The sequence below is a fragment of the Azotobacter armeniacus genome (genome assembly GCF_054779355.1).
In genome coordinates, this window is sequence record NZ_BAAGYK010000165.1 from 94,636 (window position 1) to 106,726 (window position 12,091).

General features: G+C 66.5%; 10 protein-coding genes and 2 pseudogenes. 9 read left to right on the top strand and 3 right to left on the bottom strand.

Translation table 11 applies throughout. From position 1 onward, the window contains the following. Nucleotide 1 precedes the first annotated feature (1 nt). Complete coding sequence (gene rsmB, locus ACYVD0_RS22445) at nucleotides 2–1,327, top strand: 16S rRNA (cytosine(967)-C(5))-methyltransferase RsmB (protein WP_460428909.1); 1,326 nt, start codon at nucleotides 2–4, stop codon at nucleotides 1,325–1,327. A gap of 12 nt (nucleotides 1,328–1,339) precedes the next feature. Beyond that, nucleotides 1,340–2,713 carry a Trk system potassium transport protein TrkA gene (trkA, locus tag ACYVD0_RS22450; RefSeq protein WP_460428849.1) on the top strand — a complete coding sequence of 458 codons (1,374 nt, stop codon included), beginning with the start codon at nucleotides 1,340–1,342 and terminating at the stop codon, nucleotides 2,711–2,713. A gap of 22 nt (nucleotides 2,714–2,735) precedes the next feature. Here the strand turns inward: trkA and ACYVD0_RS22455 are convergent, their stop codons facing one another. Together ACYVD0_RS22455 and ACYVD0_RS22460 are read right to left on the bottom strand one after the other, a co-directional pair. Then, the gene (locus ACYVD0_RS22455; RefSeq protein ID WP_460428850.1) at nucleotides 2,736–3,623 is read right to left on the bottom strand and encodes a lysophospholipid acyltransferase family protein; all 888 of its coding nucleotides are present in this window, start codon (nucleotides 3,621–3,623) and stop codon (nucleotides 2,736–2,738) included. A 247-nt stretch (nucleotides 3,624–3,870) separates the two neighbouring features. Further along, nucleotides 3,871–4,455 (bottom strand): DNA-3-methyladenine glycosylase I, encoded by a 585-nt coding sequence (locus ACYVD0_RS22460; RefSeq protein WP_460428851.1) that lies wholly within the window; start codon nucleotides 4,453–4,455, stop codon nucleotides 3,871–3,873. A gap of 85 nt (nucleotides 4,456–4,540) precedes the next feature. On the opposite strand from ACYVD0_RS22460, the gene glyQ reads away from it, so the two are divergent. From glyQ to ACYVD0_RS22495, 7 genes and pseudogenes are all read left to right on the top strand, one after another. Next, nucleotides 4,541–5,488 (top strand): glycine--tRNA ligase subunit alpha, encoded by a 948-nt coding sequence (gene glyQ, locus ACYVD0_RS22465; protein WP_460428852.1) that lies wholly within the window; start codon nucleotides 4,541–4,543, stop codon nucleotides 5,486–5,488. Beyond that, nucleotides 5,485–7,542 (top strand): glycine--tRNA ligase subunit beta, encoded by a 2,058-nt coding sequence (gene glyS / locus ACYVD0_RS22470; RefSeq protein ID WP_460428853.1) that lies wholly within the window; start codon nucleotides 5,485–5,487, stop codon nucleotides 7,540–7,542. The genes glyQ and glyS overlap by 4 nt, the downstream gene beginning before the upstream one ends. Nucleotides 7,543–7,545: 3 nt before the next feature. Continuing rightward, nucleotides 7,546–8,088, top strand: coding sequence for an HAD family hydrolase (gene gmhB, locus ACYVD0_RS22475; RefSeq protein ID WP_460428854.1), 543 nt, complete (start codon nucleotides 7,546–7,548; stop codon nucleotides 8,086–8,088). 6 nt (nucleotides 8,089–8,094) lie between these two features. Next, nucleotides 8,095–8,856 (top strand): lysophospholipid acyltransferase family protein, encoded by a 762-nt coding sequence (locus tag ACYVD0_RS22480; RefSeq protein WP_460428855.1) that lies wholly within the window; start codon nucleotides 8,095–8,097, stop codon nucleotides 8,854–8,856. A gap of 237 nt (nucleotides 8,857–9,093) precedes the next feature. Continuing rightward, a complete protein-coding gene (locus tag ACYVD0_RS22485; RefSeq protein ID WP_460428856.1) occupies nucleotides 9,094–10,116 on the top strand; it encodes a hypothetical protein in 1,023 nt (340 codons plus the stop codon). 148 nt (nucleotides 10,117–10,264) lie between these two features. Further along, nucleotides 10,265–11,150, top strand: a pseudogene (locus ACYVD0_RS22490) (Dyp-type peroxidase). 76 nt (nucleotides 11,151–11,226) lie between these two features. After that, nucleotides 11,227–11,448: pseudogene (locus ACYVD0_RS22495) on the top strand (cell division protein ZapE); the annotation flags it as partial. 106 nt (nucleotides 11,449–11,554) lie between these two features. On the opposite strand, the gene ACYVD0_RS22500 reads toward ACYVD0_RS22495, so the two are convergent. Beyond that, the coding region (locus tag ACYVD0_RS22500) for an IS66 family transposase (RefSeq protein ID WP_460428857.1) at nucleotides 11,555–12,091 on the bottom strand (537 nt) is incomplete at its 5' end.

Consider the following 12,091-nt stretch of genomic DNA (forward strand, 5'->3'; position numbering starts at 1 on the left):
CCTGAATCCGCGCCTGGCCGCCGCCCGCGCCCTGGCGGCAGTGCTCGCCGGCAAGGCTTCGCTCGCCGCTCTGCCGGCCCAGCTGGAACAGGTCGAGCCGCGCGACCGTGCGTTGGCTCAGGAGCTCGCCTTTGGCGCCGCCCGCTGGCAGCCGCGCCTGGCACTGCTCGCCGAAAAACTGCTGCGCAAGCCGTTCAAGGCCGCCGACCGGGATATCGAGGCGCTGCTGCTGATCGGCCTGTATCAGCTGCTGCACACCCGCATCCCCGCCCACGCGGCGATTAGTGAAACCGTGGCCTGTGCCGAACAGCTGAAGAAGCCCTGGGCCAAGAGCCTGTTGAACGCCGTGCTGCGCCGCATGCAGCGCGAGGGCGAGGCGCTGCTCGGTGCACTGGAAGGCGATCCGGTGGCGCGCAGCGCCCATCCACGCTGGCTGCAGCAGGCATTGGCGAAGCACTGGCCGGAGCACTGGGAAGCCATCTGCGCAGCCAACAACGAGCACCCGCCACTGACCCTGCGGGTCAACCGCCGGCTGGCCTCGCGCGACGCCTATCTCGCCGAGCTGGAGGCGGCCGGCATTCCGGCCAGCGCCTGCCGCTTCAGCCGCGACGGCATCCTGCTCGGCGAACCGCGCGACGTGCACAGCCTGCCGGGCTTCGCCGAGGGCCGCTTCAGCGTACAGGACGAGGCCGCCCAACTGGCCGCCTACCTGCTCGAGCCGATGCCCGGCCAGCGCGTGCTGGACGCCTGCTGCGCCCCCGGCGGCAAGACCTGCCACCTGCTGGAAAGCGAGCCGCGGCTGGCCGAGCTGGTCGCCGTCGACCTGGAGGAAAGGCGCCTTGAACGGGTCCGTGAGAACCTCGACCGGCTGGGCCTTACGGCCCGACTGATCGCCGCCGATGCGCGGGCCACCGAAACCTGGTGGGATGGCCGCCGGTTTCAGCGCATCCTGCTCGATGCGCCCTGTTCCGCCACCGGGGTGATCCGCCGCCACCCGGACATCAAGCTGACCCGCCAGGCCGGCGACATTCCCGCCCTGGCCAGCCTGCAGGGCGAGCTGCTGGACGCCCTGTGGCCGACCCTGGAGGTCGGCGGCATCCTGCTCTATGCCACCTGTTCGATCCTGCCGGCGGAGAACAGCGACTGCATCGCCGCCTTTCTCGCTCGCACCCCTGGCGCCCGCGAACTGGACATCGCCGCCAGCTTCGTCGGGGCCAAGCCGGGCCTGGCACAACGCCACGGCCGCCAGCTGCTGCCGCAGCCCCACGGCCACGATGGCTTCTACTATGCCAAATTGATCAAGATCGCCGCCGGTCCGCGCGGCTGAGGAAAGTGTTCGATGAAGATCATCATTCTCGGCGCCGGCCAGGTCGGCGGCACCCTGGCCGAGCACCTGGCCAGCGAGGCCAACGACATTACCGTGGTGGACACCGATGGCGACCGCCTGCGCGATCTTGGCGATCGCCTGGACATCCGCACCATCCTCGGCAAGGGTTCCTTCCCCACCGTGCTGCGCCAGGCTGGTGCCGACGATGCCGACATGCTGGTAGCGGTGACCAACAGCGACGAGACCAACATGGTCGCCTGCCAGGTCGCCTACACCCTGTTCCACACCCCTACGCGGATCGCCCGGGTGCGCGAATCGGCCTACCTGACCCGCGCCGGGCTATTCAGCAACGAGGCGATTCCGGTGGACGTGCTGATCAGCCCGGAACAGGTGGTGACCAACCACATCAAGCGGCTGATCGAATACCCAGGCGCCCTGCAAGTGATCGACTTCGCCGACGGCAAGGCCCAGCTGGTGGCGGTGCGCGCCTACTACGGCGGCCCGCTGGTCGGCCAGCAGCTCAGGCAGATCCGTGAGCACATGCCCACCGTGGACGCCAGGGTGGCGGCGATCTTCCGCCGCAACCGGGCGATCCTGCCCAAGGGCGACACGGTGATCGAGGCCGACGACGAGGTGTTCTTCATCGCCGCAAGGACCCATATTCGCGCAGTGATGAGCGAGCTGCGGCGCCTTGAGATCAGCAACAAGCGGATCGTCATTGCCGGCGGCGGCCATATCGGCGAGCGCCTGGCCGAGGCCATCGAGAGCCGCTATCAGGTAAAGATCATCGAGGCCAATCCGGCGCGCTGCCGCTACCTCTCGGATACCCTTGACAGCAGCATCGTGCTGCAGGGCAACGCCTCGGACAAAGATCTGCTGGTCGAGGAGAACATCAACGAGGCCGACATCTTCCTCGCCCTGACCAACGACGACGAGGCCAACATCATGTCTTCGCTGCTGGCCAAGCGCCTCGGCGCGCGCAAGGTAATGAGCATCATCAACAACCCCGCCTACGTCGACCTGGTGCAGGGCGGCGAGATCGACATCGCCATCAGCCCGCAGCTGGCCACCATCGGCACCCTGCTGACCCACGTGCGCCGCGGCGACATCGTCAGCGTGCACTCGCTGCGCCGCGGCGCGGCGGAAGCCATCGAAGCCATCGCCCACGGCGATACCAAGTCGAGCAAGGTAGTCGGGCGCATGATCGGCGAGATCGAGCTGCCCCAGGGCACCACCATCGGCGCGGTGATCCGCGACGAGCAGGTGCTGATCGCCCACGACGACACCCTCATCGAGTCCGGCGACCATGTGATCCTCTTTTTGGTCGACAAGAAGCACATTCGCGACGTGGAGCGGCTTTTCCAGGTGGGGCTGACGTTCTTCTGAGGAGGGGCGTCGCACGGCGCCCTCAATACCACTCCCGCTCGCCCGGCGGACGCCGCTTGAAGCGCTTCATGGTCCACATGTACTGGCTGGGATAGGCACGCACGTACTTGCCGATCACCGCGCTCATCGCCGCCACGGCGGTTTCTGTGTCCTGGCTGTACATCTCCGGCGGCGCGGCCTCGAGGATCACCCGGTAGCCCGAGCCGTCGTCCAGGCGCACCGCGTGCAGGAAGACGCCGACCGCCTTGCCGCCGGCGAGCATGTTCGGCACGAACTTGCTGGTCAGCGCCCGGGTGCCGAGGAAGGGCACAAAGAGACCGCTGCCCTGGCTCGGCTCCGGATCGGCCGGAATGCCCACCGCGCCGCCCCGGCGCACCTCGTGGAGCACGCTGAGAATGCCTTCGCGGGTCGAGGGAGCGACGCGGTTGCCCAGCTGCGCGCGCTGGCACTGCAGCAGTTCGTCCACCGCCCTGAGCTTCGCCGGCCGGTAAAAGATGACTGGTTTGCAGTGGCTGCAGTAGAAGTGGTTGAGCACCTCCCAGTTGCCCAGGTGGCTGGTGATGCCGACCACCCCCTTGCCGGAAGCCAGCGCCTGTTCAAGTACCTCCAGGCCTTCCACCTCACGCACCCGGGCGAGGGATTTGCGCGCCGGCCAGATCCAGGCGCAGGCGCTTTCGGTGAGGGTCCTGCCGATATCCCGCAAAGTCTGCCGCACCAGACGCTCGCGCGCCCTGGCGTCGAGCTCGGGGAAACACTGGCCGATGTTGATCCGTACCACCTCGAGCGAACGGTTCGGCACATGCGCCATCAACCAGCCGAGGCTTGCCCCGACACCCTGTACGGCACGCCAGGGCAGCAGGGCGAAGAGGCGCAGGGAGGTGATGATCACTGCACCCTTGAGCTTTTCCACAAGTGGCCTCCCGGTTGAAAAGAAGCTTTGAAATCTGAAAGCCATGGCCTCCACAGGGATGGAGGTTCGGCAGGTCTGGAAATAGCAGGGCGACGAAAAAAGAACCCTTCAGCGTTCCCCCGGATCCGCACAGGGATTCTTCGGGGAGAAATTGTATGGTTCCCTTCACAAGGACATGGAAAGTTCGGGAGAATCGTTCAGCAACCGTTCAGAAAGCAGGGCAGGGAGCGCCGGTACGCGCGATGCGTCAGCGACGACGCGCCGATGTCTGCCGGGCGGACGGCCCCGCCAGTTCGGCATGCCGGTCGCAGTCGGTGGTGTGGTCCATGACCATCCCGCACGCCTGCATGAAGGCATAGCAGATGGTCGGACCGACGAAGGAAAAACCTGCCTTCTTCAGAGCCTGGCCGAGCGCCTCGGCCTCGGTGGTCGTCGCCGGCACCTCGGTCGGCGTGCGGAAGCGGTTGATCCGCGGCGCGCCGCCGACGAAGGACCACAGCCAGCCGGCCGGATCCTCGAGCCTCAGCCAGGCGCGGGCGTTCTGCCGGGCAGCCCCGAGCTTGCGGCGGTTACGGATGATCCCGGGGTCCCGCAGCAGGGTCTCGATCTCGGCGTCACTCAGGATCGCCAGGCGTTCGGCATCAAAACCGAACAGCACACGACGGTAGTGCTCGCGCTTCTTCAGCACGGTGAGCCAGGACAATCCGGCCTGGAATCCCTCCAGCAGCAGCAGTTCGAACAGGCGCTGCGGATCGCGCAGGGGCACGCCCCATTCCTCGTCGTGATAGGACTGGTACAGCGGGTCGTCGGAACACCAGAAGCAGCGTGGCATGGGCTTTCGCATCACGGTGGAGGCCGCCGGGAATCGGGTATACTCGCAGCCCTTTACGTCGCAGCCTCAGGACAGGGTGATTTTTGTGAGCCAGACTACGCCTGCCGTGCGCACCTTCCAAGACCTGATTCTCGCCCTGCAGAACTACTGGGCCGAACAGGGTTGCGTGGTGCTGCAGCCCTACGATATGGAAGTGGGTGCCGGCACCTTCCACACCGCCACCTTTCTGCGCGCCATCGGTCCGGAAACCTGGAACGCCGCCTACGTGCAGCCCTCGCGCCGCCCAGCCGACGGCCGCTATGGCGAAAACCCCAACCGCCTGCAGCACTACTACCAATTCCAGGTGGTCCTGAAGCCCAACCCGGACGACATCCAGGACCTCTACCTGGAGTCCCTGCGCCACATCGGCATCGACACCCGGGTGCACGACGTGCGCTTCGTCGAGGACAACTGGGAGTCGCCGACCCTGGGCGCCTGGGGCCTGGGCTGGGAAGTCTGGCTGAACGGCATGGAGGTCACCCAGTTCACCTACTTCCAGCAGGTCGGCGGCGTCGAGTGCTACCCGGTCACCGGCGAGATCACCTATGGCCTCGAACGCCTGGCCATGTACCTGCAGGGTGTGGATTCGGTGTACGACCTGGTATGGACCGACGGCCCGTTCGGCAAGGTCACCTACGGCGACGTGTTCCACCAGAACGAGGTGGAGCAGTCCACCTACAACTTCGAGCACGCCAACGTGGCCAAGCTGTTCGAGCTGTTCGACTTCTACGAGTCGGAGGCCAACCGCCTGAGCGAGCTGGAGCTGCCGCTGCCGACCTACGAGATGGTCCTCAAGGCCTCGCACACCTTCAACCTGCTGGACGCCCGCCGCGCCATCTCGGTGACCGAGCGGCAGCGCTACATCCTGCGCGTGCGCACCCTGGCCCGCGCCGTGGCGCAAAGCTACCTGCAGGCGCGCGCCAAGCTCGGCTTCCCCATGGCCCCCCCCGAACTGCGTGACGAAGTCCTGGCCAAGCTGGAGGCTGCAGAATGAGTGCACAAGATTTCCTCGTCGAACTGGGCAGCGAAGAGTTGCCGCCGAAAGCCCTGAAGAACCTCGCCGCCGCCTTCCTCGCCGGCATCGAGAAAGGCTTGGCCGGCGCCGGCCTCGACTACCGGGTCGCCCGCGTCTATGCCGCACCGCGCCGCCTGGCAGTGCTGGTCGAGCAGTTGGCCGGCCAGCAGCCGGACCGCACCCTCAATCTCGACGGCCCGCCGCTGGCGGCCGCCTTCGACGCCGAGGGCAACCCGACCCAGGCCGCCCTCGGCTTCGCCCGCAAGTGTGGCGTGGAGCTGCTCGAGATCGACCGTAGTGGACCCAAGCTGCGCTACAGCCGCCACATTCCCGGCCAGCCAGCCGTCGAGCTGCTGCCGGCGATCGTCCAGTCCTCCCTCGACGAGCTGCCCATCCCGAAGCGCATGCGCTGGGGTGCGCGCAAGGACGAGTTCGTCCGGCCGAGCCAGTGGCTGGTGATGCTGTTCGGCAACCAGGTGGTCGACTGCGAGATCCTCGCCCAGAAGGCCGGCCGCGAATCCATGGGCCATCGCTTCCACCACCCGGACGCGGTGCGTATCAGCCAGCCGTCCAGCTACCTGGAAGACCTGCGCAGCGCCTACGTGCTGGCCGACTTCGCCGAGCGCCGCGAGCTGATCGCCCGGCGCGTCGCCGAGCTGGCCGCGCAGCAGCAGGGCAGCGCCATCGTTCCCGAGGAGCTGCTCGACGAGGTGACTGCGCTGGTCGAATGGCCGGTACCGCTGGTTTGCTCCTTCGAGGAACGCTTCCTCGCCGTGCCCCAGGAAGCGCTGATCTCCACCATGCAGGACAACCAGAAGTACTTCTGCCTGCTGGATTCCAACGGCAAGCTGCTGCCGCGCTTCATCACCGTGGCCAACATCGAGAGCAAGGATCCCGCGCAGATCGTCGCCGGCAACGAGAAGGTGGTGCGCCCGCGCCTGACCGACGCCGAGTTCTTCTTCAACCAGGACAAACGGCAGACACTGGAAAGCTTCAACCAGCGCCTGGCCAACGTGGTTTTCGAGGCCCAGCTGGGTAGCGTGCTGGACAAGGCCGAGCGAGTCTCGCGGCTGGCCGGCTTCATCGCCGAGCGCATCGGCGCCGATCCGGAACACGCCATCCGCGCCGGCATCCTGTCGAAGAGCGACCTGGCCAGCGAGATGGTCGGCGAATTCCCCGAACTGCAGGGCATCGCCGGCTACTACTACGCGCTGAACGACGGCGAGCCGGAAGACGTCGCCCGCGCCCTCGACGAGCAGTACATGCCGCGCGGTGCCGGCGCCGAACTGCCCTCGACCCTGACCGGCGCCGCCGTGGCGATGGCCGACAAGCTCGACACCCTGATCGGTATCTTCGGCATCGGCATGCCGCCCACCGGCAGCAAGGACCCCTACGCCCTGCGCCGGGCCGCCCTGGGCATCGTGCGCATCCTCATCGAGAAGCAGCTGGACCTGAACCTGGAGGAGGCCAGCCACTTCGCGGTCGCCCAGTACGGCGCCAAGGTGAAGGCCGTCGGTCTCGCCGAGCAGGTCAGCGAGTTCGTCTTCGACCGCCTGCGCGCGCGCTACGAGGACGAAGGCATCGACGTCTCCAGCTACCTGGCAGTACGTGCCCTGCAACCAGCCTCGGCGTTCGACCTTGACCAGCGCGTGCAGGCGGTGCAGGCCTTCCGCCGACTGCCGGAAGCCGAGGCGCTGACCGCGGTGAACAAGCGCGTCTCCAACCTGCTCAGCAAGTACGAGGGCAGGCTGCCGGCCGTTGTCGAAGCCCGCTACTTCGACAACGCCAGTGAGTTCTCCCTGTATTCGGCGCTACAGCAGGCCCAGCACACGGTCAGGCCGCTAGCCGCCGAGCGCCGATACCGCGAAGCGCTGGAGCGTCTGGCCAGCCTGCGCGACCCGGTGGACGCCTACTTCGAGGCAGTGCTGGTCAACGCCGAGGAGCCGTCGATCCGCGCCAACCGCCACGCCATGCTGGCGCAGTTGCGCGGTCTGTTCCTCTGTGTCGCTGACATCTCCGTGCTGGGACAGTGACCGATGAAGCTGATCGTGCTCGATCGCGACGGGGTCATCAACGATGACTCCGACGCCTTCGTCAAATCCGCGGAGGAATGGGTTCCCATCCCTGGCTCAATCGAGGCGATCGCCCGCCTGAGCAAGGCCGGCTGGACGGTGGCGGTAGCCACCAACCAGTCCGGCCTGGCCCGTGGCCTGTTCGACATGACCGCCCTCACCGACATGCACCTGAAGATGCAGAAGCTGGTGATGGAGCAGGGCGGTCGGATCGACCTGATCGTGCACTGCCCGCACGGTCCGCAGGACGGCTGCAACTGCCGCAAGCCGCTACCTGGCATGTTCCGCAGCATCGCCGAGCATTTCCGGCTTGCCGACCTGCGGGACGTGCCAGTGGTCGGCGACAGCCATCGCGACCTGCACGCCGGCCTGATGCTCGGCGCCAGCCCCTATCTGGTGAAGACCGGCAAGGGCCAGCGCACTTTGCAAAACATCCTGCCGCCCGGCACCCAGGTGTTCGATGACCTGGCGGCCGTCGTCGACCATCTTCTCAAGGCCGGTGGCTGAGCCCTCATGCAATCCCTTCGCATCTCGATCTTCTATCTGCTGCTGTCCCTGAGCACCGTCGTCTGGTGCCTGCTCAGTCTACTGGTCGCGGCCTTCCTGCCGTTCCGTGCGCGCTACCGCTTCGTCGTGCAGAGCTGGTGCCGCTGTGCCGTCTGGCTGGCCTGGCACATCGTCGGCATCCGCTATGAACTGCACGGCCTGGAGCACATCCCGCAGCGGCCCTGCGTGATTCTCGCCAAACACCAGAGCACCTGGGAAACCTTCTTCCTCTCCGCCTACTTCGAGCCGCTCAGCCAGGTCCTCAAGCGAGAGCTGCTGTACATCCCGTTCTTTGGTTGGGCGATCGCCCTGCTCAGGCCGATCGCCATCAACCGCAGTAATCCCAAGGCGGCGCTCAAGCAGCTGGCCGAGCAGGGTCACAAGCGGCTGGAGCAGGGTGCCTGGGTGCTGATCTTCCCCGAAGGCACTCGCGTACCGGTCGGGCAGATCGGCAAGTTCTCCCGCGGCGGCGCCGCCCTCGCGGTGAACGCAGGTCTGCCGGTGCTGCCGGTCGCCCACGACGCCGGCCGCTACTGGCCCAAGGAAGGCTGGGGCAAAACCCCCGGCACCGTTCAGGTGATCTTCGGTCCGCCGCTGCAGGCCGACGGCAAGGGCCCGCGCGCCATTGCCGAACTCAACGAGCGCGCCTTCGCTTGGGTCGAGCAGACCCAGAGAGAACTCGGCGTCCTTGCCGACAACACGGTGGTGGATGGACCTGCCAAGGTTTAACATCCCGGCATGCACTCCAACAAACGCCGGCCCCTCAACCGGCTTTCCTGTGAACAAACCCCGGTGTCTGCCGAGAAATGTTCCACGTGGAACCATGCATGACATGCCGCCCATTGATCCTCTCGCCAGACCAGACGTAGCCGGAACCCCTCCCATGGATTACACCGCCCAATGCCATCGCCATCGCCTCCTCTGTCGCCGAACCGGTAGGAAGCCGGCGAGCGGAATGTCCTTGTCATGATTGCCGATGAAACTGTTCCGCTGCAGGAGGCGGTTGTCGAAGGCATCCTGTTCTTCCTGCCGCTACCCCAGCTGCTGGAACTGCTCCACCTGCCGGGGCCGGCCGAACCAAGCGAGCTGCCAGTGGCGACTGGCGGCCCCTACCGGTCCGCCCATGCGCAGTGGCAACGGCTGCTTGCCGACAGCCTGTTCACGCATCCGGCAGCCCGGGATTACTGGCAGCAGCGTCTGGAGGAAGAACGCACCCTGGCCTGCCAGATCCTGCCGCAGTTGGACTCCAGCCTCGACCGGCTCCGCTGCCTGGCACAAAGCTCGCTGGCCACAGAACTCGGCTGCCCGCCGGCCGGCGAACGCCTGCGCCGCCATTTGCAGATGCTGAAAGCGTCGGAGACCGACGCCTTGCTGGAAAGCGATCTGCTGCTCGAGACACGTCTCGCCGACGTATTCGCCGTACCCCTGCGCCTGGCTGCCTGGCGGGTGGTCGACCTCAGCCTTCAGCACTGGGAGCTGCTGACTCAGGATGGCCAGCAGGACGAGGTGCTGCTCGAAATCTTCCTGCCAGCCTTCGATGCCGCGAGCGGGCAGTGGAGCAACCCCGTGGAGAACTACCTCGCCCATCTCGCGGCCCTTGCCGGCTGCTCGGAGCAGCGCTCCGACTGCAGCAGCCTCGGCAGACTCTGGGCAGGAGAGGGGGCGGACGTCCAGACCAGGGAGCGTCTGCTCGGCGCCTGGCGGCAAGGCCGCCGCCGAGCGGACGCCCATGCGGTCGCCGGGCTGATGGACGCCGTCCTGCGGAGGATCCTCGGTGAAGGAGACGAGGAGGGCGATCTCGCCCTCAACCACCAGCTGCTCTGCGAATCCTTCCGCTTCGCGGAAAGCTGCGCCTACCTGCAGAGAACTCTGAGCCGGCTGGGCATGGCAGACGGGGCTATCACCGAAATCTTTGCCGTCTACCGCGCCGAATACCACAGGGCACGGGCAGCACTGGGCAGACCATTGGCGAAGAACAGTGAATTCTGAGGGCAGCCGCTCCGGCTCCAGCGTGAGCGGAGAGCGGCAGGCCCTAGCCCTCGGCATGCCTCCCCGCCGGCCTTTGTCTTGCTTCGATGCCAGAAGGAATTCCAGCACAAAAGCCTTTCGAAATCACCGCTTCCTGAAAGGAGTTCAAATGAAGCGCTCCCAGCCGGGCATCCTTGCCACCGTACCGGCACAGGCACGCCACCTGTTCTTTTCCCTCGAATCGGCAGACGCCCTACCGGGTGCGCTCGACCAGCTCAGCTGCCTGGTCGACGGCGAGACGGCAGCCGTTGGCCTTGGCGAATCGCTGCTGTAGGCACAAGGCCGCCACCTCGCTGGCCTGCGTGTGCTCCCAGCGTTGAGCGGCGCCAGCGTGGACATCCCTTCGACCCAGCACGCCCTGTGGTGCTGGCTACGCGGCGAGGATCGCGGCGAACTGCTACAGCACAGCCGCGAACTCGTCGTCGCCCTGGCTCCGTCCGGCCCTGCGTCTGGTGCAGAACACCGACGCCTTCCGCTACCGGGAAGGTCGCGACCTGACCGGCTACGAGGATGGCACCGAAAACCCCAAAGACGAGGAAGCCATTGCCGCCGCCATCGTCGGCGAGGGCCCCGAGGGCGAACGGGGTAGCAGCTTCGCCGCCGTGCAGCACTGGGTGCACGACCTCGACCGCTTTGGCGCCCTGCCGCCGGACGAGCAGGACAATATCATCGGCCGACGCAAGAGCGACAACGAGGAGCTGGAAGACGCCCCTGGCTCCGCCCACGTCAAGCGCACCGCCCAGGAAAGCTTCACCCCCGAAGCCTTCGTCGTGCGCCGCTCGATGCCCTGGAACGACGGCCAGCAGGCCGGCCTGCTGTTCCTCGCCTTCGGACACAGCCTTGACGCCTTCGAAGCCCAGCTCACACGCATGGCCGGTCTGGAGGATGGCATCGTCGATGCCCTGTTCCGCTTCAGCCGGCCGACCAACGGCGGCTACTACTGGTGCCCGCCGGTACGGGAGGGACGGCTGGATCTGCGGATCCTGCTGGGCTAGGCGTGGCGCTTGCTATTCTCCTCCACCAGCGGAGGAGGGCGGGCCCCGAGCCAGAGCTGGAAGAAACTTCTGCACCATGAACCGCATCGACATCGCCTCATCGCTGGCTGCCTACCGGCAGACCATCGAACAGCACGGTTTCGCCCCAGACACCGCGCAATAGCAGTCCGCGCAGCGGCTGGAAGACTGCCACCGCGCCCGGCACCGGCAGGACGGCCCGGCGGCGCCACAGCGCGGGGTCTACCTGTGGGGACCGGTCGGGCGCCAGCACTTCCACCACTTCATGCGCTGGGTGCACTAGAGCAATGAAATGGGAGCCGGCGCAGGTCTCCATCACCACGGTGCAAGCTGGGAGATTGCTGAAGAACCGCATCATCTGCTGGTGTGAAGTAAGCAGCCGGGCATCACGCCTTGCAGGACGGTTTCCAGTTGTGCGGCAGCAGCTCGGTGATCTCGCTGGCCTTTTGCGTCGGCAACCGGGTCAGCACATCTTTCAGATAGGCATAGGGATCATGCCCGTTCAGGCGTGCCGACTGGATCAGGCTCATCAGTGCAGCCGCACGCTTGCCGCTGCGCAGCGAGCCGGCGAACAGCCAGTTCGAGCGGCCGAGGGCCCACGGGCGGATCTGGTTTTCGCACCAGTTGTTATCTATCGCCACCATCCCGTCATCGAGATAGCGCACCAGGGCCGTCCAGCGTTTGAGGCTGTAAGCATGCTCGCCGGCACGGCTGGAGCTGAAGTCGTAGACGGCTGCGCGCAGCTCGGCGAACGGGCTGGCTGCATAGGCCCAGACGTAGGCGCGTTGGGTCTTCTTCAGGCCCGGCGCGAGCAGCGGCACCGGGGTCTCGTCGGCATGGATCACGCCCTGTTCCAGAACGATCTCCCGCAGTGCATCCACCAGCGGTTGCAGCTGGACGCCACAGGCACCGACCCACTGCGC